The organism is Pseudomonas sp. B21-021 (assembly GCF_024749205.1).
Classification (GTDB): Bacteria; Pseudomonadota; Gammaproteobacteria; order Pseudomonadales; family Pseudomonadaceae; genus Aquipseudomonas; species Aquipseudomonas paraglycinae.
On record NZ_CP087192.1, the window covers coordinates 1314531 to 1337975 of the forward strand.

Sequence of the window (23445 nt, forward strand, 5' to 3'; positions counted from 1 at the left end):
TCCGGGCCTTGTTGTCTCTATGTAACTGGACAGGATCACTATGCCGGCTTCATTCGTTCATCTACGCCTGCACACTGAATACTCCCTGGTCGACGGGCTGGTGCGGATCAAGCCGCTGGTCAAGGCCCTGACCGGCATGGGCATGCCGGCCGTTGCGGTGACCGACCAGAACAACATGTGTTCGCTGGTCAAATTCTATAAAAACACCATGGGCGCGGGGATCAAGCCGATCTGCGGCGCCGACCTGTGGCTGTCGAACAAGGACCCGGATGGTCCGTTGAGCCGCCTCAGCCTGCTGGTCATGAATGCCCAGGGCTATCGCAACCTGACCGAGCTGATTTCCCGTGGCTTCATCGAAGGTCAGCGCAACGGCATGATCATCATCGAGCGTGAATGGGTCGCCGAGGCCAACGAGGGCCTGATCATGCTGTCCGCCGCCAAAGAAGGCGAGATCGGTATGGCCATGATCGGCGGCAACCCTGCCGAGGCCGAAACCCTGGCGCGCGAATGGATGGCGGTGTTCCCGGATCGTTTCTATCTGGAAGTCCAGCGCACCAACCGTCCGAATGACGAAGAACAGCTGCACGGCGCCGTGGCCCTGGCCGACAAGCTTGGCGCACCACTGGTCGCCACCAACGATGTGCGCTTCATCAAGCAGGAAGACTTCGCCGCTCACGAAACCCGCGTCTGCATCGGTGAGGGCCGGGCCCTCGACGATCCGCGGCGTTCGAAGAACTACAGCGATCAGCAGTACCTGAAAAGCGCCGAAGAAATGGCCGAGCTGTTCAGCGACCTGCCGGATGCGATCGAGAACACCGTCGAGATCGCCAAGCGCTGCAACATCGACGTGAAGCTGGGCAAGCACTTCCTGCCCGACTATCCGATTCCCGATGGCATGACCATCGACGAGTATTTCCGCAAGGTGTCGTTCGACGGTCTGGAAGATCGCCTCAGCGTGCTGCTGCCCAAGGACACCACCGAAGACTACGAGGCCAAGCGTCAGGTCTACGTCGACCGGCTGAATTTCGAGCTGGATATCATCATCCAGATGGGGTTCCCCGGTTACTTCCTGATCGTGATGGACTTTATCCAGTGGGCCAAGAACAACGGTGTGCCGGTTGGCCCTGGCCGGGGGTCGGGTGCCGGATCGCTGGTGGCCTATGTGCAGAAGATCACCGACCTCGACCCGCTGGAATATGACCTGCTGTTCGAACGTTTCCTTAACCCGGAACGGGTATCGATGCCCGACTTCGACGTCGACTTCTGCATGGACGGTCGCGACCGGGTAATCGATTACGTGGCCGAAAAATACGGCCGTAACGCCGTAAGCCAGATCATCACCTTCGGTTCCATGGCGGCGAAGGCTGTGGTTCGCGACGTGGCTCGGGCCCAGGGCAAGTCGTTCGGCCTGGCGGATCGCCTGTCGAAGATGATTCCGTTCGAAGTCGGCATGACTTTGGAAAAAGCCTACGAGCAGGAAGAAATCCTGCGCGACTTCATCAAGGTCGATGAAGAAGCGGCGGAAATCTGGGAGATGGCGCGCAAGCTCGAAGGCGTGGTGCGTAACGTCGGTAAACACGCCGGTGGTGTAGTCATCGCGCCGACCAAGCTGACCGACTTCTCGCCGATCTATTGCGACGAGGCCGGCGACGGTCTGGTGACCCAGTTCGACAAGGACGACGTTGAGGCGGCCGGTCTGGTGAAGTTCGACTTCCTCGGCCTGCGGACCCTGACGATCATCGACTGGGCGCTGAAAACCATCAACCGCGACCGCGCGAAGGTCAACGAGCCGCCGCTGGACATCGCGTTCATCCCGCTGGATGACAAACCGACTTATCAGTTGCTGCAAAAGGCCGAAACCACCGCGGTGTTCCAGCTTGAATCCCGTGGCATGAAAGAGCTGATCAAAAAGCTCAAGCCCGACTGCCTCGAAGACTTGATCGCACTGGTAGCCCTGTTCCGTCCGGGCCCGCTGCAGTCCGGCATGGTGGATGACTTCATCAACCGTAAGCACGGTCGCGCAGAACTTGCGTATCCGCACCCGGATTACCAGTACGAAGGTTTGCAGCCGGTGCTGGCGCCGACCTACGGCATCATCCTGTATCAGGAACAGGTGATGCAGATCGCCCAGGTCATGGCCGGTTACACCCTCGGTGGTGCGGACATGCTGCGTCGGGCGATGGGCAAGAAGAAACCCGAGGAAATGGCCAAGCAGCGCGGCGGTTTCATTGAGGGTTGCGCGTCGAACAATATCGACGCGGATCTGGCCGGTAACATTTTTGACCTGGTAGAGAAATTCGCCGGTTACGGCTTCAACAAATCCCACTCCGCCGCCTACGGCCTGGTGTCGTACCAGACTGCCTGGCTGAAGGCTCACTACCCGGCGCCATTCATGGCCGCGGTACTGTCGGCGGACATGCACAACACCGACAAGGTCGTGACCTTGATCGAGGAAGTGCGCACGATGAAGCTGCGCCTCGATGCGCCGGACGTGAACACTTCGGAGTTCAAGTTTACGGTGAACGACGAAGGCCGCATCGTGTATGGCCTGGGTGCGATCAAAGGCGTCGGCGAAGGCCCGGTGGAAGCAATCATCGAGGCCCGTCAGGCCGGTCCGTTCAAGGATTTGTTCGACTTCTGCGCCCGGGTCGACCTCAAACGCATCAACAAGCGCACGCTGGACGGTCTGATCCGCAGCGGCGCGCTGGATCGCCTCGGCCCGTACTTCCATGACGAGCAAAAGGCCTATCAGGCCAACATCGACCGCAACCGCGCCGTGCTGCTGGCGGCGATGGAAGAGGCGATCAAGTCGGCCGAGCAGACCGCGCGCACCCGTGACAGCGGTCACGCCGACCTGTTCGGTGGGCTGTTCGTCGAGGAAGACGCGGACGTTTATGCAATCCACCGCAAGGCGAAAGAGCTGACCCTCAAGGAGCGGCTCAAAGGTGAAAAAGACACCTTGGGCCTGTACCTGACCGGTCACCCGATTGACGAGTACGAAGGTGAAATCCGCCGTTTCGCCCGTCAGCGCATCATCGACCTGAAACCGGCCCGGGACACCCAGACCGTGGCGGGGATGATCATCGCCCTGCGGGTGATGAAGAACAAAAAGGGCGACAAGATGGGCTTCATCACCCTCGACGACCGCTCCGGGCGGATCGAGGCGTCGCTGTTCGCCGATGCGTTCCACTCCGCGCAATCGCTGCTTCAGACCGATGCGATGGTGGTGGTCGAAGGCGAGGTCAGCAACGATGACTTCTCCGGCGGCCTGCGCCTGCGGGTCAAGCGGGTGATGAGCATGGAAGATGCGCGCACCAACCTGGCCGAGAGCCTGCGCCTGAAGTTGCAGACCCAGGACCTGAAAGGCGATCAGCTACGCTGGTTGGGGGATTTGCTCAAGCGTCATCGCGGGGCGTGCCCGATCACCATGGAATACACCAGCCCCGATGCGAAGACCTTGCTGCAGTTCGGCGAGACCTGGCGGATCGACCCGGCGGATGCCTTGATTCAAGCCCTGCGTGACCAGTTCGGGCGAGACAACGTCTTCCTCCAATACCGTTGACCGGCAGGTGCCATCAAAGCGCCTGCCCACAACCTGAATTTTTAATCTCGACCTCAGCGCGCCTCTCCCTTAAGGTAGGGCGCGAATAGACAACCGGCCGGCCCAAGCTCATTTGGGACACGACCCAAGACGGACGCCTATGAACCCGAATTTTCTAGATTTCGAACAGCCGATCGCCGACCTGCAAGCCAAGATCGAAGAGTTGCGCTTGGTCGGTAATGACAATTCGCTGAATATCGGCGATGAGATCTCCCGCCTGCAGGACAAGAGCAAGACGCTGACCGAAGACATCTTCGGCAAGCTGACCAGCTGGCAGATCGCACGTCTGGCGCGTCACCCGAAACGTCCTTACACCCTGGACTACATCGACCACATCTTCACCGAGTTCGACGAACTGCACGGTGACCGTCACTTCTCCGACGACGCGGCCATTGTGGGCGGCGTGGCACGTCTGGAAGACCAGCCAGTGATGGTGATCGGTCACCAGAAGGGTCGTGAAGTGCGTGAAAAGGTACGCCGCAACTTCGGCATGCCGCGTCCGGAAGGCTACCGCAAGGCTTGCCGCCTGATGGAAATGGCCGAGCGCTTCAAGATGCCGATCCTGACCTTCATCGACACCCCGGGTGCCTACCCTGGCATCGACGCTGAAGAGCGCAACCAGAGCGAGGCGATTGCCTGGAACCTGCGCGTCATGGCTCGCCTGAAAACCCCGATCATCGCCACCGTGATTGGTGAAGGTGGTTCCGGCGGTGCACTGGCGATTGGCGTGTGCGACCAGCTGAACATGCTGCAGTACTCCACCTACGCGGTGATTTCGCCGGAAGGTTGCGCTTCGATTCTGTGGAAAACCGCAGAGAAGGCGCCGGATGCTGCTGAAGCGATGGGCATCACCGCCGAGCGTCTGAAAGGCCTGGGTATCGTCGACAAGGTGATCGGCGAGCCTCTGGGCGGCGCCCACCGTGATCCGGCCGCTGCCGCTGCATCGATCCGCGCCGAGCTGAGCTCGCAACTGGCGATGTTGAAGAAGTTCGACAACGAAGCGCTGCTCAAGCGTCGTTACGATCGTCTGATGAGCTACGGTCTCTAAGTCGAGCCGTTTCGGCCAACGATGCAAAACACTGTGGGAGCGGGCTTGCCCGCGAATGCGATGTAACATTCAACGACTGTGTTGGCTGTTTCACCGCTTTCGCGAGCAAGCCCGCTCCCACATTTGGTTTGTGAAAAGGTAGAAAAATGGGTCAGCCCTCGATTGATTTGCCTTCCAGGCTTCTGCGCAATCTCAAGCCCTGGCTCGGTGCTTCCCATTGGCGCATCGCCTTCTCCGGTGGGCTCGATTCCACCGTTCTGCTGCACCTTCTGGCCAGTCTCGCCAAAACCCGATCCATTCCGGCGCTAAGCGCCATCCATGTTCATCACGGCCTTCAAGCTGCGGCCGACGCGTGGCCGGCGCATTGTCAGGCTATTTGCGATGAGCTGGCGGTGCCGTTGCAAGTGGTACGTGTACAGGTGCAGCCGGGGGCGAGTGTCGAGCGGGCGGCGCGGGATGCGCGTTATGCAGCGTTCAGTGCAGCGACTCAGTCCAATGATGTGCTGTTGACCGGTCAGCACCGTGACGATCAGGCTGAAACGCTGTTGTTTCGTCTGCTGCGTGGCGCCGGCGTGCGTGGATTGTCTGGAATGCCGGTTATGCGAGCACTGGGGCAGGGCAGTCTGGTGCGGCCGTTGCTCGACGTCACGCGTGCGGAGCTGGAAGCCTATGCGCAGAGCCATGGCCTGCGTTGGGTCGAGGACCCGTCGAATCAGGATCGGCAGTTCTCACGCAACTATCTGCGCCATCAGGTCATGCCGCTGCTGACCGGTCGCTGGCCGCAGGCGCACGCCAGCATGGCTCGCAGTGCGGCGCATTTGCGTGAGGCGCAAGGCTTGCTCGATGAGCTGGCGCAAATCGATCTGACTACAGCGAACTTGCCCGGCGAGTTCGAGTGGTCGGGATTGCCCTCACTGGAGTTCGCGGCGATTGCGGGCTTATCTGATGCCCGTCAGCGAAACGCGCTCAGTCACTGGCTTGAACCTTTGACCCGACTGCCGGATACCGACCATTGGTCGGGTTGGGCGGATCTGCGTGATGCCGGCAACGATGCCTCTCCTGTCTGGCGTCTGGCGGATGGCGAGTTGCATCGAAGCGCCGGTCGCTTGTGGTGGCTCAGCGGGCAATGGTTACGCGCACCGGTGGTCAGCGGCGACTGGCATGACCTGTCGTCAGCGCTACGCTTGCCCGATAACGGACGTGTCATGTTCAGCGGTCAGACTCCCGCCGGGCCGCTGCACATCCGCTACCGGCAGGGCGGCGAGGTGATGCATCTGGCGGATCGCGGCCATCGCGATCTCAAGCGCCTGCTCAATGAGCGCGCGGTGCCGGGCTTCGTGCGTGGCAGATTGCCGCTGCTGTTTCGCGGTGAAGAATTGCTCGCCGTGGCGAACCTGCCGGGGCTCGACGGCAATGCGCTGGAAGGCTGGCGATTGCATTGGCAGCCTTTGGACGAAGATCAAGGTTTGAGATGAAGGGGGCATTCCGGTAGACTACGCTCCCTTCTTGATACAACTTCTGTGGATTCGCCTGAATTGCAGGAGTTGCCGATTACCAAGCAGTCTTTGCTGGGCGATTCCAAAAAATGTGTAGCGAGCAACGTACCGGTGTTTTCACTTCCGGTCTGTCCCAACGCGGCGGTTTTTTTGAAAGGTGCACTGTGATTAATGCAGGTGATCGGGGGCTTCGGCCTTCCTTCGCTTTCCCCGGCGGCTCGGACCGCTTTAACGCAGACTTCTAGGGTTTTTCATGACGCGCTACATATTCGTCACGGGCGGTGTTGTTTCTTCTTTGGGGAAAGGCATTGCATCGGCTTCATTGGCGGCCATCCTGGAGGCGCGGGGGCTTAAGGTCACCATGCTGAAGCTGGATCCGTACATCAACGTCGACCCGGGCACCATGAGCCCGTTCCAGCACGGTGAAGTGTTCGTCACCCACGACGGCGCCGAGACCGACCTGGACCTGGGCCATTACGAGCGGTTCATCCGCACGACCATGACCCAGAACAACAACTTCACCACCGGCCGTGTCTACGAGCACGTGCTGCGCAAAGAGCGCCGTGGTGACTACCTGGGTGCAACCATCCAGGTGATTCCGCACATCACCGACGAAATCAAGCGTCGCATCATCAAGGGTGCCGGCGATGCCGACGTGGCCCTGGTGGAAATCGGCGGTACCGTTGGCGACATCGAGTCGCAACCGTTCCTCGAAGCCATCCGCCAGCTGCGTGTGGAAGTCGGTTCCAAGCGCGCGATGCTGATGCACCTGACCCTGGTTCCGTACATCGCCACTGCGGGCGAGACCAAGACCAAGCCGACCCAGCACTCCGTGAAGGAACTGCGTTCGATCGGTCTGCAGCCAGACGTGCTGATCTGCCGCTCCGACCATCCGGTGGATGTGTCGTCGCGTCGCAAGATCGCGCTGTTCACCAACGTTGAAGAGCGTGCGGTGATCTCCCTGGAAGACGTCGACACCATCTACAAGATCCCGGCCGTGCTGCACGCTCAGGGTCTGGACGATTTCGTCGTCGAGCGTTTCGGCCTGCAATGCAATGGCGCCGACCTGTCCGAGTGGGAAAAGGTCGTTGATGCCAAGCTGAACCCGGAGCACGAAGTCACCATCGCGATGGTCGGCAAGTACATGGAGCTGCTGGACGCCTACAAGTCGCTGATCGAAGCGATGAGTCACGCCGGCATCACCAACCGTACCAAAGTCAACCTGCGCTACATCGATTCCGAAGACATCGAGAACCAGGGCACTGCGCTGCTGGAAGGTGTCGACGCGATCCTCGTACCGGGCGGCTTCGGTCTGCGTGGCGTGGAAGGCAAGATCACTGCCGTTCAGTACGCTCGCGAAAACAAGGTTCCGTACCTGGGCATCTGCCTGGGCATGCAAGTGGCGGTCATCGAGTTCGCCCGTAACGTGCTGGGCTGGAAAGACGCCAACTCCACCGAGTTCGATCGTGCCAGCGGCCATCCGGTTGTCGGTCTGATCACCGAGTGGGAAGACGCTACCGGTGCAGTCGAAACCCGTACCGAAGCGTCTGATCTGGGCGGCACCATGCGCCTCGGCGCTCAGGAATGCCTGCTCGAAGCCGGCTCCAAGGTGCACGACTGCTACGGCAAGGATGTGATTGTCGAGCGTCACCGTCACCGTTACGAAGTGAACAACAACCTGCTGCCGCAAATCATCGAAGCCGGCCTGAAAATCTCCGGTCGCTCTTCCGATGCTGCGCTGGTTGAAGTGGTCGAAGCCCCGGATCATCCATGGTTCGTCGCTTGCCAGTTCCACCCAGAGTTCACCTCGACGCCACGCGATGGCCATCCGCTGTTCAGCGGCTTCGTCAAAGCGGCATTGGCTCAACACCAGAAGAAGGCGTAACCCCGATGGCACAGAAGATCATCCGCGTCGGCGACATCGAGATTGCCAACGACAAACCCATGGTGCTGTTCGGCGGCATGAACGTGCTGGAAAGCCGTGACATGGCCATGCAGGTTTGCGAAGAGTACGTGAAGGTCACCGAAAAGCTCGGCATCCCTTACGTTTTCAAGGCCAGCTTCGACAAGGCCAACCGTTCTTCTGTGACCTCCTATCGCGGTCCTGGCCTGGAAGAGGGCATGCGCATCTTCCAGGACATCAAACAAGCCTTCGGCGTGCCGATCATCACCGACGTCCACGAGCCTGACCAGGCCGCGGTCGTCGCTGAGGTCTGCGACATCATCCAGCTGCCGGCCTTCCTGTCGCGCCAGACCGATCTGGTCGTCGCGATGGCCAAGACCAACGCTGTGATCAACATCAAGAAAGCCCAGTTCCTCGCGCCTCAGGAAATGAAACACATCCTGAACAAGTGCGTGGAAGCGGGTAACGATCAGTTGATCCTCTGCGAGCGCGGTTCGAGCTTCGGCTACAACAACCTCGTGGTCGACATGCTCGGCTTCGGCATCATGAAGCAGTTCGAGTACCCGGTATTCTTCGACGTGACCCATTCGCTGCAAATGCCTGGCGGTCGTTCCGACTCCGCCGGCGGTCGCCGCGCCCAGGTCACCGACCTGGCCAAGGCTGGCATGAGCCAGTCGCTGGCGGGCCTGTTCCTCGAAGCGCACCCGGATCCGGACAACGCCAAATGCGACGGCCCTTGCGCCTTGCGTCTGGACAAACTGGAGCCATTCCTGGCCCAGCTCAAAGCCCTGGACGAACTGGTGAAGAGTTTTCCGACGGTAGAAACCGCGTAAACCTCAATTCTCCGGTAAAGTACCGCACGATTTGTCGCTCATGCCCTCGGGTATGAGCGTTGTCGTCTGCAAGCTGCCCGCTGCACACCACTTGCCGACGGTAAAAAGATTTCCTCTAGCTGCGTCGTTTTCGTCAACTTTGGAGTGTTTACAACAATGGCAAAAATCGTCGACATCAAAGGTCGTGAAGTTCTCGACTCCCGTGGCAATCCCACCGTGGAAGCGGACGTGCTTCTCGACAACGGCATCATCGGCAGCGCTTGCGCGCCGTCCGGTGCATCCACTGGCTCGCGTGAAGCGCTCGAGCTGCGTGATGGCGACAAGAGCCGTTACTTGGGCAAGGGCGTGCTCAAGGCGGTAGCCAACATCAACGGTCCGATCCGCGATCTGCTGCTGGGCACCGACCCAAGCGACCAGAAAGCGCTGGATCACGCGATGATCAAGCTGGACGGTACCGAAAACAAAGCGACCCTGGGCGCCAACGCCATCCTCGCCGTGTCCCTGGCTGCGGCCAAGGCAGCTGCACAGGATCAGGACCTGCCGCTGTACGCTCATATCGCCAACCTGAACGGCACCCCGGGTGTGTACTCGATGCCGGTTCCGATGATGAACATCATCAACGGTGGCGAACACGCCGACAACAACGTCGACATCCAGGAATTCATGGTTCAGCCGGTTGGCGCCAAGTCTTTCTCGGAAGGTCTGCGCATGGGCACCGAGATTTTCCATCACCTGAAAGCTGTGCTGAAGGCCCGTGGCCTGAGCACTGCTGTTGGTGACGAAGGCGGTTTCGCGCCGAACCTGGCTTCCAACGAAGACGCACTGAAAGTGATCTCCGAAGCTGTTGCCAACGCCGGTTACAAGCTGGGCACCGACGTGACCCTGGCTCTGGACTGCGCGGCCAGCGAGTTCTTCGAAGACGGCAAGTACAACCTGTCCGGCGAAGGCCAGGTGTTCACCGCTGAAGGTTTCGCCGACTACCTGAAAGGTCTGACCGAGCGTTACCCGATCATCTCGATCGAAGACGGTCTGGACGAGTCCGACTGGGCTGGCTGGAAGATCCTCACCGACAAGATCGGCGAGAAGACCCAACTGGTAGGCGACGACCTGTTCGTGACCAACACCAAGATTCTGAAAGAAGGCATCGATAAAAAGATCGCCAACTCGATCCTGATCAAGTTCAACCAGATCGGCACCCTGACTGAAACCCTGGAAGCCATCCAGATGGCCAAGGCTGCCGGTTACACCGCCGTGATCTCGCACCGTTCGGGCGAAACCGAAGATTCGACCATTGCCGACCTGGCTGTGGGTACTTCGGCTGGCCAGATCAAGACCGGTTCGCTGTGCCGTTCCGACCGCGTTTCCAAGTACAACCAACTGCTGCGTATCGAAGAGCAGTTGAATGGCAAGGCCAAGTACAACGGTCGCAGCGAGTTTCGCGGCTGAGCAGTAAATGATAGAAAGACACCGGATTGTGTCGGAAAAGTCGTGACAGCGATGGATTTGCCACTAATCTGATGCCTTATATGCACAAGCCTGGATATTCCAGGCTTCGTGCTATCAGATGCTTCAAAGTTTTGGCGTGGCTGTCTTTTTTCACTGGATACCTGATATTCGATGCGCAGTCCTTACTGGTTGTTTCTCGTTTTGCTCTTGCTGCTGGCCGGTCTGCAGTACCGCCTGTGGGTGGGCAATGGCAGTCTGGCGCAAGTCGCCGAACTGAATCAGCAGATTGCTGATCAACACGCCGAGAACGAAGCCCTGCTGGAGCGCAACCGGGTGATGGACGCCGAGGTCAGCGAGTTGAAGAAAGGCATGGAGACCGTTGAAGAGCGGGCTCGTCACGAACTGGGCATGGTCAAGGACGGCGAAACCCTTTACCAGTTGGCCCAATGATCGATTCCCTGCCGGCCTTCTGGGCCGTGATTCCTGCCGCGGGCGTCGGTGCCCGTATGGCCGCGGACCGTCCCAAGCAATACCTGCAACTGGGCGGGCGCACAATTCTCGAACACAGCCTCGGCTGTTTCCTCGATCACCCGAGCCTGAAGGGCCTGGTGGTCAGTCTTGCCGTCGATGATCCCTATTGGCCGAACCTGGCCAGCGCCAGCGATCCGCGAATTCAGCGTGTTGACGGTGGTGCCGAACGTTCCGGCTCGGTGCTCAACGCCTTGCTTCATCTGCATGCCCAAGGTGCCGACGACGAGGACTGGGTGCTGGTGCACGATGCGGCACGGCCCAATCTGAGCCGTGACGATCTCGACAAATTGCTCGCTGAGCTGGCGAACGATCCGGTCGGCGGCCTGTTGGCCGTGCCAGCGAAGGACACCTTGAAACGGGTCGACAAGCACGGTCGGGTGGTGGAAACCGTCGATCGCAGTGTGATCTGGCAAGCCTATACGCCGCAGATGTTCCGCCTCGGTGCGCTGCACCGGGCTTTGGCCGACAGTCTGGTGGCGGATGCAGTGATCACCGATGAAGCCTCGGCGATGGAGTGGGCCGGCATGGCGCCGCGCCTGATCGAAGGCCGTGCGGATAACCTGAAAGTCACCCGCCCCGAAGACCTCGAATGGTTGCGTCAGCGCTGGACCAATCGTCGTTAAATCCGGTACTCCGGCCGTTCGGCCAAACCTTCCTTGAGAAAATCCACCAGTTTGCGCACCTTCGGCGACAAGTGCCGTTGCTGCGGATACAGCGCCCACACCGCCGTATTCGGCGGTTGATGCGCCTCCAGCAAAGAAATCAACGCACCGCTGTGCAGATGCTCCAGCACGTAATAGTCCGGCAACTGACACAAGCCGACACCTTGTAGTGCCGCATCGAGCACCGCTTGCCCACTGTTGCAGCGCCAGTTTCCCTGTACCCGCTGGGAAAATTCCCGCCCGTTTTGTTCAAGCTGCCAGATGTCCGAACTGCCGATCAGGCAATTGTGTCGTCCCAGTTCCGACAAACTGTGTGGGCGTCCGTACCGTTCAAGGTAGGAAGGCGATGCACACAGATACATGCGCCGCGGTGCCAGGCGAGTCGCCACCAAACGGGAATCCTGAAGGCGCCCAAGACGAATCGCCAGGTCCAGGCCTTCATGCACAAGATCGAGTTGCCGGTTAGTCAGTTCAATATCGATGCGCAGTTGCGGGTAATGCCCCATGAACCGGGTCACCAGCGGCACGATGAAGCGTTCGCCATACGCCACGGCGCAGGTCATGCGCAGCATGCCTTTGGGTTCGCTGGTCAGGTCGCCGACTGCGCGCAACGCTTCTTCGCGACCATCCTGCAGACGCTGGCAATGTTGCAGGAAGGTCTGGCCGGCTTCGGTAAGCGTGACGCGCCGGGTGCTGCGATACAGCAGTCGCGTTTGCAAACGCTCTTCCAGTCGTACGATTTGTCGACTGATGTGCGAGGAAGAAACGCCCAGGCGTTCGGCAGCGGCAGTGAACTGGCTGCATTCGGCAACGGCGACGAACTCGTCGATACCTTCCCAGCGGTTTTCAGACATCGGGATTATCCCTGTATGGCAATAATGTTTTGCTTTTGTCCGGATTATTCATCAAGCAGCGCTGGACTACACTCCCTGTCTGGTTTTTATTCAATGGATTCACTGGAGAGTCAGCATGATCAAGTCGCGCGCCGCCGTTGCCTTCGAGGCCAAGAAGCCGCTGGAAATCGTAGAAGTCGATGTCGCCATGCCCAAGGCCGGTGAAGTGTTGCTGCGCGTGGTGGCTTCCGGGGTTTGCCACACTGACGCTTACACCCTGTCCGGCGCTGACCCGGAAGGTATCTTCCCGTCGATCCTCGGCCATGAAGGCGGCGCCATCGTCGAAGCGATCGGCGAAGGCGTGACCTCGGTGGCCGTCGGCGACCACGTGATTCCGCTGTACACCCCGGAATGTGGCCAGTGCAAATTCTGTAAGTCGGGCAAGACCAACCTGTGTCAGGCCATTCGCGCCACTCAGGGCAAGGGCCTGATGCCGGACGGTACTTCGCGCTTTTCCTACAAGGGACAAACGATTTTCCACTACATGGGTACTTCGACGTTCTCCGAGTACACCGTGCTGCCGGAAATCTCCGTGGCCAAGATCTCCAAGGATGCGCCGCTGGAAAAGGTCTGCCTGCTCGGTTGCGGCGTGACTACCGGTATCGGCGCAGTGATCAACACCGCCAAGGTCAAACCAGGTGACACCGTGGCCATCTTCGGTCTCGGCGGCATCGGTCTGTCTGCCGTGATTGGCGCGGTGAAAGCCAAGGCCTCGCGCATCATCGCCATCGACATCAACCCGGCCAAGTTCGAAATCGCCAAGCAACTGGGTGCGACCGACTGCGTGAACCCGAAAGACTTCGATCGTCCGATCCAGGAAGTGATCGTCGACATGACCGATGGCGGCGTCGATTTCTCCTTCGAATGCATCGGCAACGTGCAACTGATGCGCGCAGCCCTCGAGTGCTGCCATAAAGGCTGGGGCGAGTCGGTCATCATCGGTGTGGCCGGTGCCGGCCAGGAAATCGCTACCCGTCCGTTCCAGTTGGTCACCGGCCGCGTCTGGCGTGGTTCGGCGTTCGGTGGCGTGCGTGGCCGTACCGAATTGCCAAGCTACGTCGACATGGCGCAAAGCGGCGAAATCCCGCTGGATACTTTCATCACTCACACCATGGGCCTGGAAGACATCAACAAAGCCTTCGACCTGATGCACGAAGGCAAGAGCATTCGCACCGTCATTCATTTCTGATCAATCGCGATGCCACGGCTGCCGATGTGCAGCCGTGGCTGCGTAGGAGTCCTACATGAGTCTGGAAAACATCTCCTGTCAGAAAAGTTTCGGCGGTTGGCACAAGCGCTATCGCCATCGTTCCGAAGTGCTGGGTTGCGACATGGTGTTTGCCGTGTATCTGCCGCCGCAGGCAGAGCAGGGCGGCAAGTTGCCGGTGCTGTACTGGCTGTCGGGCCTGACCTGCACGGACGAGAACTTCATGCAGAAGGCCGGCGCGATGCGCATGGCGGCAGAGCTCGGCCTGATCATCGTGGCGCCGGACACCAGCCCCCGTGGTCCGGATATCCCGGGCGATCCTGATGGCGCCTGGGATTTCGGCCTCGGTGCCGGGTTTTATCTGAATGCCACGCAGGAACCGTGGTCGCGGCACTATCGGATGCATGACTATGTCGTGCAGGAATTGCCTTCACTGGTTGAAGCGCATTTCCCGGCGTCGGACAAGCGCAGCATCAGCGGCCATTCCATGGGCGGTCACGGTGCGCTGGTCTGTGCGTTGCGCAATCCGGGTCGTTACCAGTCGGTTTCGGCGTTTTCGCCAATCAACAATCCGATCGACTGCCCGTGGGGCCAGAAGGCATTCACCCGCTATCTGGGCGAAGACCGTTCGAAGTGGCGCGAGTGGGATGCCTGTGCACTGATCGCCGAAGCGGACGAGAAACTGCCACTGCTGGTCGATCAGGGTGATCGCGACGATTTCCTCGCCACCCAACTCAAACCGGAAGCCCTGCAACAAGCGGCAAAACAAGCGGGTCATCCGCTCACGTTGCGCCTGCAACCGGGCTACGACCACAGCTATTTCTTCATCGCGAGCTTCATTGACGACCACTTGCAGCATCACGCACGCGCCCTGAAGGGTTAATGCAGGTAGAATCACGCCCTGACAAAATTCGGGGCGTTTTTTTATGCGTATTGGCCACGGCTATGATGTGCACCGTTTCGCTGAAGGCGATTTCATTACTCTGGGCGGCGTGCGAATCGCACACGGCTTCGGGCTGCTCGCTCACTCCGACGGTGACGTCCTGCTGCATGCCTTGAGTGACGCCTTGCTCGGTGCCGCTGCGCTGGGCGATATCGGCAAGCATTTCCCGGACACCGACCCGCAATTCAAGGGTGCTGACAGCCGAGTGCTGCTGCGTCACGTGGTCAGTCTGATCCACGCCAAAGGCTGGAAGGTCGGCAACGTCGACAACACCATCGTTGCCCAGGCACCGAAGATGGCCCCTCATATCGAATCGATGCGCGCGCTGATTGCCGCGGATCTGCAAGTAGAACTGGATCAAGTGAACGTGAAAGCCACCACCACCGAGAAGCTTGGCTTCGTCGGTCGCGAAGAAGGCATCGCCGTGCATTCCGTTGCGTTGTTGCTGCGCGCATGAACGAACTGCAACTGCTCGGCCCGCGGGCCTATGGTGACGCCCTCGGCACCGCGGTACTGAAAGCCATCGCCGAAGATTTCCAGGTCGATGAAGTCCTCGACATTCCGTTCAGCGGTGACGGCGAGCACCTGTGGATCTGGGTGGAAAAGCGCGGCCTGAATACTGAAGAAGCCGCGCGCCGTATCGCCAAGGCCGCCGGTGTGCCGCTGCGTACGGTGAGCTATGCCGGGCTCAAGGATCGTCAGGCGCTGACCCGTCAGTGGTTCAGCGTGCAACTCCCGGGCAAGGCCGATCCGGATCTGTCGGCGGCGGAAAACGACACGCTGAAAATCCTCAAGACCACCCGCCACAAGCGCAAGCTGCAGCGCGGTGCGCATTCGGCCAACGGTTTCACCCTGCGCCTGACCCAGTTCAATGGCGACAAGGCTGCCATCGACGAGCGTCTGCAACTGATCGCCAAACAAGGCATCCCGAATTACTTCGGCGCCCAGCGTTTTGGCCATGACGGCGGCAACGTCGTCGATGCCCGTTCGTGGGCCGCGCGCAAGGCACTGCCGGAACAACGCAATGTGCGTTCACGCCTGCTGTCGACCGCGCGCAGTTTTCTGTTCAATCAGGTGCTCGCGGCGCGGGTCGCCGATGGCACCTGGCAGCGTGCCCAGGTCGGCGATCTGCTGGCGTTTACCGACAGCCGCAGCTTTTTCCCGGCCGGTGAGGCCGAGTGCAGCGACCCGCGCCTGGCGATTCTCGACCTGCATCCGACCGGCCCGCAGTGGGGCGAAGGTGACTCGCCGGCGGCCGGGGTTGTCCATGATCTGGAGCAGGGAATTGCCGCACGCGAGGCGGATCTGCGCGATTGGTTGATTAATGCCGGTATGAGCCACGAACGTCGCATCCTGCGGCTGCCCATTGGCGGGTTGACGTGGCATTATCCCGAGCCTGACATTCTGCAACTGGAATTCGTCCTCCCGGCCGGATGCTTCGCCACCGTATTGGTGCGCGAACTCGTTGATCTGGTGCCGGTGGGGCAGACGGACAGCCCATGCGTATTCTGATTTCTAACGACGATGGGGTGACTGCGCCCGGTCTTGCCGCGCTTTATGCTGCGCTGGCGGATTACACCGAGTGCGTGGTTATCGCCCCGGAACAGGACAAGAGCGGTGCCAGCAGCTCGCTGACACTCGACCGTCCGCTGCATCCGCAATACCTGGCCAACGGCTTTATCAGCCTCAATGGCACACCGACCGATTGCGTCCATCTGGGGCTCAACGGGTTGCTCGAACGCGAGCCGGACATGGTGGTTTCGGGTATCAACCTGGGCGCCAACCTGGGTGATGACGTGCTGTATTCCGGAACGGTGGCAGCCGCCCTCGAGGGCCGCTTTCTCGAGCGCCCGTCGTTTGCCTTCTCGCTGGTTTCGCGCCAGGTCGACAACCTGCCCACGGCTGCCTACTTTGCGCGCAAACTGGTCGAGGCCCACGCCGGGCTCGATCTGCCACCGCGCACGGTGTTGAACGTGAACATTCCGAATCTGCCGATCGATCACATTCGCGGCATTCAACTGACCCGTCTCGGCCATCGCGCCCTTGCGGCGGCACCGATGAAAGTCGTGGACCCGCGCGGCAAGGCCGGTTACTGGATCGCAGCGGCAGGTGATGCGGAAGACGGCGGGCCGGGCACCGATTTCCATGCCGTGATGCAAGGTTACGTATCCATCACTCCGTTGCAGCTCGATCGCACCTTCAATGATGCCTTCAGAAGTCTCGACGGCTGGCTGGAGGGGCTCAACTGATGGCTCGTGAACAAGACGACAGGCTGCGCAGCGGCATCGGGATGACGTCCCAACGAACCCGTGAGCGCCTGATCCAGCGTCTGTACGAAGAGGGCGTTTCCAACGCCAGCGTGCTGGAAGTGATCCGCCGCACCCCGCGACACCTGTTCGTCGATGAAGCGCTGGCGCACCGTGCCTATGAAGACACCGCGCTGCCGATCGGCAACAACCAGACCATTTCCCAGCCTTATATGGTGGCGCGCATGAGCGAGCTGCTGCTGGAGGCCGGGCCGCTGGATAAGGTGCTGGAGATCGGCACGGGTTCCGGTTACCAGACGGCGGTGCTGTCGCAACTGGTCGAGCGGGTGTTCTCGGTGGAGCGCATCAAGGTGCTGCAGGATCGGGCCAAGGAACGCCTGGTCGAGCTCAACTTGCGCAACGTGGTGTTTCGTTGGGGCGATGGCTGGGAAGGCTGGCCGGCGCTGGCGCCGTATAACGGCATCATCGTCACGGCGGTGGCGACCGATGTGCCTCAGGCTCTGCTTGATCAACTGGCACCGGGCGGGCGGATGGTGATCCCGGTCGGCTCCGGTGAAGTGCAGCAATTGATGCTGATCGTGCGCGAAGAAAACGGCTTCTCCCGACACGTTCTCGGGGCGGTGCGTTTCGTGCCATTGCTCAACGGTCCGCTGGCCTGAGCATTTGTTCGGGACCGCTGAATTCCTGTCGAACGCGCCTGTCTTACAGCGGCAGCGAATGTTTAAACAGGATGGATCGTCTACAAGCAAACGTGTGCGCCGGGCGATAGCGCTTCTATAAAGGTAAAGCCGGTTGCGCCCGTTATACTTGCGAAGTTTCATGCCGGAATCGGCATTCCACATTTTTCAGCCACCACAAAGGGAGCGGCGGGTGAGTCTCACAGTCATTGCGCAGCGTATGGGTAACACGAGCTTTCAGCGCCTGGTGACTGGCCTTGTCTTGAGCACCTTGCTGGTCGGTTGCTCCAGCACAAAATCGAACAACGTTCGGGTCGTCGATCGCAACAATGCGGTGGCCCAGCGTCCGGTCGTGACGACCGGGCAGTATGTAGTCCGTCCGGGCGATACTTTGTTTTCCATCGCTTTTCGCTACGGCTGGGACTACAAAGCCCTCGCCGCCCGGAACAATATTCCTACGCCATACACGATCCATCCGGGTCAGACGATTCGCTTCGATGGCCGCACCGGTTCAACGTCGACGGCGGTCGTCACCAACTCCGGTTCCTCAGCGTCTTCGTCCAGCAAAACCACGGTTATCCGGCGCCAGGCAAATGGCACGACAACGACCACAACCACGGGTTCGGGCGCGGCTTCCACTACGGTTGTACCGTCCGTCGCCAACAAGCAAACACCCGCTCCGCTGCCTCCACCGGGCCCGGCCCCGACCGGCTGGGGATGGCCATCTAATGGCATTCTGATTGGTAAATTCTCTTCAAACGGTAGTTTGAATAAAGGAATTGATATCGCCGGAGATTTGGGACAGCCTGTTTTAGCTGCGTCTGATGGGACGGTGGTATACGCCGGGAGTGGCTTAAGGGGCTACGGCGAATTAGTCATCATCAAACACAGCGAAACCTACGTCAGTGCTTACGGACACAACCGTCGGCTGTTGGTACGGGAGGGACAGCAGGTCAAGGTCGGACAGACAATTGCCGAAATGGGGTCAACGGGTACAGACCGGGTGAAACTGCATTTTGAGATTCGCCGACAAGGTAAACCTGTAGATCCGCTGCAGTTCCTGCCAAGACGTTGATTTGCAGACCAGCCTGTTCCGTCGCGTAGAGGGGACAGGCTCCAGCGTTGCCAAGGATGAAGGCGTCGCTTGAGCTTGGGGTCGAACTCACCAAAGGACTATAACAATGGCTCTCAGTAAAGAAGTGCCGGAGTTTGACATCGACGATGAGGTTCTCCTGATGGAGACCGGCATCGATTCGGATTCGATGTCGAATGATGAAGGGGCTGCTCCACCTTCCGTTCGTGCCAAATCCAAACACTCCGCTTCACTTAAACAACACAAGTACATCGATTACACTCGGGCACTCGATGCCACGCAGCTGTACCTCAACGAAATCGGCTTTTCCCCACTGCTCTCCCCGGAAGAAGAAGTTCATTTTGCGCGCTTGTCGCAAAGTGGCGATCCTGCCGGGCGCAAGCGCATGATCGAAAGTAACCTGCGGCTGGTGGTCAAAATCGCCCGGCGTTACGTCAATCGGGGGCTGTCGCTGCTGGATCTGATCGAAGAGGGAAACCTCGGACTGATCCGCGCGGTGGAAAAGTTCGATCCCGAGCGCGGCTTCCGCTTCTCGACCTACGCGACCTGGTGGATTCGTCAGACCATCGAACGCGCAATCATGAATCAGACCCGGACCATCCGGTTGCCGATCCATGTGGTCAAGGAGCTCAACGTGTACCTGCGGGCTGCACGGGAGCTGACGCAAAAGCTCGACCACGAACCTTCACCCGAAGAAATCGCCAACCTGCTGGAAAAACCGGTGGGCGAGGTCAAGCGCATGCTGGGCCTGAACGAGCGGGTTTCTTCGGTCGACGTCTCGCTGGGTCCGGATTCGGATAAAACCCTGCTGGACACCCTGACGGATGACCGTCCGACCGATCCGTGCGAACTGCTGCAGGATGACGACCTTTCGCAGAGCATCGATCAATGGCTCTCGGAACTGACCGACAAGCAACGCGAGGTGGTCGTGCGCCGCTTCGGCCTGCGCGGCCACGAGAGCAGCACGCTGGAAGATGTAGGCCTGGAGATCGGCCTGACCCGGGAACGGGTGAGACAGATCCAGGTGGAAGGCCTCAAGCGCCTTCGGGAAATTCTCGAGAAAAACGGCCTGTCGAGCGAGTCGCTGTTTCAATAAGCCACCCGCATGACCGCTATGCAGAAAGCCCCGACTGGTTCGGGGCTTTTTGTTGACGCACTGAAAGCGCGGATACGTTCCCAGCTTGTAGGTTTGCGTTGTAAGCCTTTGCTGACTGTATCGTAAGTGTTCGTTATTTTTACACTGCCGCTGAAGGCGATTACGCTCGTTGTTGATTTATAACTTAATGATTTATATGGTTATTTTTTAATGTGAAGGGCTTATGACAACAGGTTCGTGCGCTGGAGGCCGGTTGCCCCCGGCGGGGAAATCTCTAGTATCTGGGTTGTGTCGACGGATAGACACGCCCTTCAGGGAAGAGGGGAACGGACATCGCAGGAAGCGATTCATCAGGACGATGAAAAGGAACACAGGGAATAGGGAAAAAATGTGGGCGGGTCAAACCGCCCCTTTTTTTGCCTGAAGAAAAGCAAAACCCGGAAAAGCAAAAAGGCCCGCGAGGGGCCTTTTCTTCAAACGCGGGACAGATCAGCGTTCGAGGTCTTTGATCTTGCCTTTGACGCCATCCCACTCTTCGGCATCCGGCAGCGATTCTTTCTTCTCGGTGATGTTCGGCCAGATTTCGGCCAGCTCAACGTTCAGCTGAATGAACTCCTGCATCTCTTCCGGAACTTCGTCCTCGGAGAAAATGGCTACGGCCGGGCATTCCGGTTCGCACAGGGCGCAGTCGATGCACTCATCCGGGTGAATCACCAGGAAGTTCGGGCCTTCGTAGAAGCAGTCCACCGGACAGACTTCTACGCAGTCGGTGTACTTGCACTTGATGCAGTTGTCGGTGACGACGAAGGTCATTTCTAATTTTCTCCTCAGGCGGCGGCAGCGTTGCCCCTTCACGGTTGGGGTCGCCAGGTTCGGGAGCGATGTCTGCCAGCCAGGCTATTAGCCAGCAGCATCCCAAACCGCGCGAGATTCTAACAGCTTGAAGCCGTTTGCGTTATATCCGGTTCGTCGGTGCTTAGATCCGGTTCTTTAGTGCATAGAGCATTTCGAGTGCACGACGCGGTGTCACGTCATCCAGATCCAGTTTCGCCAACTCATCCAGCACCGGATGCGGGAGGCTGGCAAACATGTCGCTCTGCTGCGGTGTCGCCGGTTTGCCCTTGGCGGCCGGTTTCGGCGCCTCATGCGGCAGCGCGGTATCTTCCAGGCGGCTCAGGTGCTCACGAGCGCGCACGATCACCTCGCTCGGCACGCCGGCCAGCTGTGCGACCGCAAGGCCATAACTCTGGCTCGCCGGCCCCGGCAACACATGGTGCAGGAACACGATGCGTTCGTTGTGCTCGGTAGCGTTGAGGTGCACGTTGGCCACCAGCGGTTCGGCTTCCGGCAAAACGGTCAGTTCGAAATAGTGCGTCGCAAACAGAGTATAGGCGCGCAGCTGCGCCAGACGCTCCGCCGCTGCCCACGCCAGGGACAGACCGTCGAAGGTGCTGGTGCCGCGACCGACTTCGTCCATCAACACCAGGCTGCGCTCGGTGGCATTGTGCAGGATGTTCGCGGTTTCGCTCATTTCCACCATGAAGGTCGAACGCCCGCCAGCGAGGTCGTCGCTGGAACCGATCCGGGTGAAAATCCGGTCCACCAGCGACAGTTCGCAACTGGCCGCCGGCACGAAGCTGCCGATGTGGGCCAGCAGCACGATCAGTGCAGTCTGGCGCATATAGGTGGATTTACCGCCCATGTTCGGGCCGGTGATCACCAGCATGCGGGTGTTGTCGTCCAGGCTCAGGTCGTTGGCCACGAACGGCGTGGTCAGCACTTGCTCGACCACCGGGTGACGACCCTGGGAAATGCGCATGCACGGTTCGCTGACGAAGGTCGGGCAATTCAGGTCGAGATTCAGCGCACGTTCGGCGAGGTTGCTCAGTACGTCCAGTTCGGCCAGCGCGCCAGCGGTGTCCTGCAACGGCGGCAACTGGCTGATCAGATCTTCCAGCAGTGCTTCGTAGAGCATCTTCTCGCGAGCCAGGGCGCGGCTCTTGGCCGACAACGCCTTGTCTTCGAACTCTTTCAGTTCTGGCGTGATGAAGCGCTCGGCACCCTTGAGGGTCTGGCGGCGGATGTAGTCTGCCGGCGCCGACTCGGCCTGCTTGCTCGGCAACTCGATGAAGTAGCCGTGAATGCGGTTGTAGCCGACTTTCAGGTTGGCGAGGCCGGTGCGGGCCTTTTCCCGGGCTTCCAGATCGATCAGGAACTGGCCTGCGTTCTCGCTCAGCGATTGCAGCTCGTCGAGTTCGCTGTCGTAACCGGTTTTCAGCACGCCGCCGTCACGGATGACCGCCGGCGGGTTGTCGATGATGGCCTTTTCCAGCAGCGCCGCCAGTTCCGGGTAGGTGCTGGTGGTGGTCGCCAGGCGTTGCAGGTGCGGTGCTTCCAGATCGGTCATCGCCATTTGCAGTTCAGGCAGCGCACCGAGTGCATCGCGCAGGCGGGCAAGGTCGCGAGGACGGGCATTGCGCAGGCCGATCCGCGCCAGGATCCGCTCGATGTCGCCGATTTCCTTGAGCTGCGGTTGCAGCTTTTCAAAGCGATAGCGGTCGAGCAGGCAGGTGATCGAGGTCTGGCGAGCCAGCAGCACGGTCAGATCCCGCAGCGGACGGTTGAGCCAGCGGGTCAGCAAACGGCTGCCCATGGCGGTCTGGCAACGGTCGACCACCGATTGCAGGGTGTTGTCGCGACCGCCGGCCAGGTTGGTATCGAGTTCGAGGTTGCGGCGGCTGGCGCCGTCCAGCACCACGGTGTCGTCCAGCCGCTCATGGCGCAGGCTGCGCAGATGGGGCAGGGCGGTGCGCTGGGTTTCCTTGGCATACGCCAGCAGGCAACCGGCGGCGCCGATCGCCAGGGTCAGGGTTTCGCAGCCAAAGCCTTTCAGGTCCTGGGTGGAGAATTGCTGACAGAGACTTTTCAGCGCCGAGTCGCGTTCGAAATCCCACGGTGCACGACGACGTACCCCACGGCGTTTTTCCGCCGGCAGATCTTTTGGCCAGTCATCCGGGATCAGCAACTCGACCGGGTTGACCCGCTCAAGCTCCGCCAGCAGGTTCTCCCAGCCCTTGATTTCAAGCACGGTGAAGTTGCCGCTGGTGATGTCCAGCACCGCCAGACCGAACAGGCGCTCGTCGCCCAGCACCGCCGCGATCAGGTTGTCGCGACGCTCATCCAGCAACGCCTCGTCGCTGACCGTACCCGGGGTGATGATCCGCACCACCTGACGTTCCACCGGGCCTTTACTGGTGGCCGGGTCTCCGACCTGCTCGCAGATCACCACCGACTCGCCTAGCTTGACCAGTTTCGCCAGGTAACCTTCCGCCGCGTGATACGGAATCCCGCACATCGGAATCGCCTGACCCGCCGACTGCCCGCGCGCGGTCAGGGTGATGTCCAGCAACTTGGCCGCCTTCTTCGCGTCTTCGTAGAAGATCTCGTAGAAGTCGCCCATGCGGTAGAACATCAGCTGGTCCGGGTGCTGATTCTTCAGGCGCCAGTACTGCTGCATCATCGGGGTGTGGGAGGACAGGTCGGAGACGGCTTTATTCATCGGATTGTCAGGCAACTCGTTCAAAGGTGTGGGGCAAAAGCGCGGCAGTGGCCGGGCATTTCCGCGATGGGCGCAAGGTTACCATGGGCGGTCTGTGGTACGCAGGCATCGCGGCTGGGTGACAGCTATCCGGCTTGAAAAGGTCGACTATGCACGATTTATGCAAATCAGCATTTGTCTTCACGAAAAA

General features: G+C 60.0%; 19 protein-coding genes. 16 read left to right on the top strand and 3 right to left on the bottom strand.

Translation table 11 applies throughout. The features are described 5' to 3' along the window. The first annotated feature begins 40 nt into the window (after nt 1–40). The 8 genes from dnaE (at nt 41) to ispD (ending at nt 11481) form a co-directional block, all read left to right on the top strand. On the top strand, nt 41–3562 hold the full coding sequence (gene dnaE / locus LOY31_RS05715) for a DNA polymerase III subunit alpha (protein WP_258712958.1): 3522 nt from the start codon (nt 41–43) through the stop codon (nt 3560–3562). 139 nt (nt 3563–3701) lie between these two features. Then, nucleotides 3702–4649 carry an acetyl-CoA carboxylase carboxyltransferase subunit alpha gene (locus tag LOY31_RS05720; protein WP_007954801.1) on the top strand — a complete coding sequence of 316 codons (948 nt, stop codon included), beginning with the start codon at nt 3702–3704 and terminating at the stop codon, nt 4647–4649. A 146-nt stretch (nt 4650–4795) separates the two neighbouring features. Then, nucleotides 4796–6124, top strand: a complete 1329-nt coding sequence (gene tilS / locus LOY31_RS05725; RefSeq protein ID WP_258712959.1) for a tRNA lysidine(34) synthetase TilS — start codon at nt 4796–4798, stop codon at nt 6122–6124. A gap of 274 nt (nt 6125–6398) precedes the next feature. After that, a complete protein-coding gene (locus tag LOY31_RS05730) occupies nt 6399–8030 on the top strand; it encodes a CTP synthase (protein WP_007954805.1) in 1632 nt (543 codons plus the stop codon). A 5-nt stretch (nt 8031–8035) separates the two neighbouring features. Beyond that, entirely contained in the window at nt 8036–8881 is an 846-nt protein-coding gene (kdsA, locus tag LOY31_RS05735) for a 3-deoxy-8-phosphooctulonate synthase (RefSeq protein ID WP_007954807.1), read from the top strand. Between the two features lie 156 nt (nt 8882–9037). Further along, complete coding sequence (eno, locus tag LOY31_RS05740) at nt 9038–10327, top strand: phosphopyruvate hydratase (RefSeq protein WP_007954808.1); 1290 nt, start codon at nt 9038–9040, stop codon at nt 10325–10327. 171 nt (nt 10328–10498) lie between these two features. Beyond that, entirely contained in the window at nt 10499–10777 is a 279-nt protein-coding gene (gene ftsB / locus LOY31_RS05745; RefSeq protein WP_003222158.1) for a cell division protein FtsB, read from the top strand. Continuing rightward, complete coding sequence (ispD, locus tag LOY31_RS05750) at nt 10774–11481, top strand: 2-C-methyl-D-erythritol 4-phosphate cytidylyltransferase (protein ID WP_085605225.1); 708 nt, start codon at nt 10774–10776, stop codon at nt 11479–11481. The genes ftsB and ispD overlap by 4 nt, the downstream gene beginning before the upstream one ends. On the opposite strand, the gene LOY31_RS05755 is transcribed toward ispD, so the two are convergent. After that, nucleotides 11478–12374 (bottom strand): LysR substrate-binding domain-containing protein, encoded by an 897-nt coding sequence (locus tag LOY31_RS05755; RefSeq protein ID WP_007954817.1) that lies wholly within the window; start codon nt 12372–12374, stop codon nt 11478–11480. The genes ispD and LOY31_RS05755 overlap by 4 nt on opposite strands. Nucleotides 12375–12489: 115 nt before the next feature. On the opposite strand from LOY31_RS05755, the gene LOY31_RS05760 reads away from it, so the two are divergent. The 8 genes from LOY31_RS05760 to rpoS all read left to right on the top strand — a co-directional run bounded on the left by LOY31_RS05760 (nt 12490) and on the right by rpoS (nt 19696). Then, nucleotides 12490–13602 (top strand): S-(hydroxymethyl)glutathione dehydrogenase/class III alcohol dehydrogenase, encoded by a 1113-nt coding sequence (locus tag LOY31_RS05760; RefSeq protein ID WP_007954819.1) that lies wholly within the window; start codon nt 12490–12492, stop codon nt 13600–13602. Nucleotides 13603–13657: 55 nt separating this feature from the next. Further along, a complete protein-coding gene (fghA, locus tag LOY31_RS05765) occupies nt 13658–14503 on the top strand; it encodes an S-formylglutathione hydrolase (protein ID WP_258712960.1) in 846 nt (281 codons plus the stop codon). Nucleotides 14504–14546: 43 nt separating this feature from the next. Then, nucleotides 14547–15020: a 2-C-methyl-D-erythritol 2,4-cyclodiphosphate synthase gene (gene ispF / locus LOY31_RS05770; protein ID WP_007954821.1), complete on the top strand. Its 474-nt coding sequence runs from the start codon at nt 14547–14549 to the stop codon at nt 15018–15020. Then, nucleotides 15017–16075, top strand: coding sequence for a tRNA pseudouridine(13) synthase TruD (truD, locus tag LOY31_RS05775; protein WP_011332702.1), 1059 nt, complete (start codon nt 15017–15019; stop codon nt 16073–16075). Before ispF ends, truD begins: the two co-directional genes overlap by 4 nt. After that, complete coding sequence (gene surE, locus LOY31_RS05780; RefSeq protein ID WP_258712961.1) at nt 16063–16812, top strand: 5'/3'-nucleotidase SurE; 750 nt, start codon at nt 16063–16065, stop codon at nt 16810–16812. Before truD ends, surE begins: the two co-directional genes overlap by 13 nt. Before the next feature lie 41 nt (nt 16813–16853). Continuing rightward, nucleotides 16854–17489, top strand: a complete 636-nt coding sequence (locus LOY31_RS05785) for a protein-L-isoaspartate(D-aspartate) O-methyltransferase (RefSeq protein ID WP_170844894.1) — start codon at nt 16854–16856, stop codon at nt 17487–17489. Nucleotides 17490–17700: 211 nt separating this feature from the next. Continuing rightward, on the top strand, nt 17701–18582 hold the full coding sequence (locus LOY31_RS05790) for a peptidoglycan DD-metalloendopeptidase family protein (protein ID WP_085605229.1): 882 nt from the start codon (nt 17701–17703) through the stop codon (nt 18580–18582). A 106-nt stretch (nt 18583–18688) separates the two neighbouring features. Further along, nucleotides 18689–19696: an RNA polymerase sigma factor RpoS gene (gene rpoS / locus LOY31_RS05795; RefSeq protein ID WP_007954831.1), complete on the top strand. Its 1008-nt coding sequence runs from the start codon at nt 18689–18691 to the stop codon at nt 19694–19696. 489 nt (nt 19697–20185) lie between these two features. Here rpoS and fdxA read toward each other — a convergent pair whose 3' ends face one another. Then, nucleotides 20186–20509: a ferredoxin FdxA gene (gene fdxA, locus LOY31_RS05800; protein WP_007908827.1), complete on the bottom strand. Its 324-nt coding sequence runs from the start codon at nt 20507–20509 to the stop codon at nt 20186–20188. Nucleotides 20510–20672: 163 nt separating this feature from the next. Further along, entirely contained in the window at nt 20673–23255 is a 2583-nt protein-coding gene (gene mutS / locus LOY31_RS05805; protein ID WP_258712962.1) for a DNA mismatch repair protein MutS, read from the bottom strand. Nucleotides 23256–23445 lie beyond the last annotated feature (190 nt).

What these genes read in the sequence shown, in the direction of transcription:
- surE (WP_258712961.1), top strand. Translation starts at nt 16,063, where the DNA reads ATGCGTATTCTGATTTCTAACGACGATGGGGTGACTGCGCCCGGTCTT.
- ispF (WP_007954821.1), top strand. Translation starts at nt 14,547, where the DNA reads ATGCGTATTGGCCACGGCTATGATGTGCACCGTTTCGCTGAAGGCGAT.
- fdxA (WP_007908827.1), bottom strand. Translation starts at nt 20,509, where the DNA reads ATGACCTTCGTCGTCACCGACAACTGCATCAAGTGCAAGTACACCGAC.
- truD (WP_011332702.1), top strand. Translation starts at nt 15,017, where the DNA reads ATGAACGAACTGCAACTGCTCGGCCCGCGGGCCTATGGTGACGCCCTC.
- fghA (WP_258712960.1), top strand. Translation starts at nt 13,658, where the DNA reads ATGAGTCTGGAAAACATCTCCTGTCAGAAAAGTTTCGGCGGTTGGCAC.
- ispD (WP_085605225.1), top strand. Translation starts at nt 10,774, where the DNA reads ATGATCGATTCCCTGCCGGCCTTCTGGGCCGTGATTCCTGCCGCGGGC.
- LOY31_RS05755 (WP_007954817.1), bottom strand. Translation starts at nt 12,374, where the DNA reads ATGTCTGAAAACCGCTGGGAAGGTATCGACGAGTTCGTCGCCGTTGCC.
- dnaE (WP_258712958.1), top strand. Translation starts at nt 41, where the DNA reads ATGCCGGCTTCATTCGTTCATCTACGCCTGCACACTGAATACTCCCTG.
- ftsB (WP_003222158.1), top strand. Translation starts at nt 10,499, where the DNA reads ATGCGCAGTCCTTACTGGTTGTTTCTCGTTTTGCTCTTGCTGCTGGCC.
- LOY31_RS05730 (WP_007954805.1), top strand. Translation starts at nt 6,399, where the DNA reads ATGACGCGCTACATATTCGTCACGGGCGGTGTTGTTTCTTCTTTGGGG.
- kdsA (WP_007954807.1), top strand. Translation starts at nt 8,036, where the DNA reads ATGGCACAGAAGATCATCCGCGTCGGCGACATCGAGATTGCCAACGAC.
- LOY31_RS05760 (WP_007954819.1), top strand. Translation starts at nt 12,490, where the DNA reads ATGATCAAGTCGCGCGCCGCCGTTGCCTTCGAGGCCAAGAAGCCGCTG.
- LOY31_RS05720 (WP_007954801.1), top strand. Translation starts at nt 3,702, where the DNA reads ATGAACCCGAATTTTCTAGATTTCGAACAGCCGATCGCCGACCTGCAA.
- LOY31_RS05785 (WP_170844894.1), top strand. Translation starts at nt 16,854, where the DNA reads ATGACGTCCCAACGAACCCGTGAGCGCCTGATCCAGCGTCTGTACGAA.
- eno (WP_007954808.1), top strand. Translation starts at nt 9,038, where the DNA reads ATGGCAAAAATCGTCGACATCAAAGGTCGTGAAGTTCTCGACTCCCGT.
- tilS (WP_258712959.1), top strand. Translation starts at nt 4,796, where the DNA reads ATGGGTCAGCCCTCGATTGATTTGCCTTCCAGGCTTCTGCGCAATCTC.
- mutS (WP_258712962.1), bottom strand. Translation starts at nt 23,255, where the DNA reads ATGAATAAAGCCGTCTCCGACCTGTCCTCCCACACCCCGATGATGCAG.
- rpoS (WP_007954831.1), top strand. Translation starts at nt 18,689, where the DNA reads ATGGCTCTCAGTAAAGAAGTGCCGGAGTTTGACATCGACGATGAGGTT.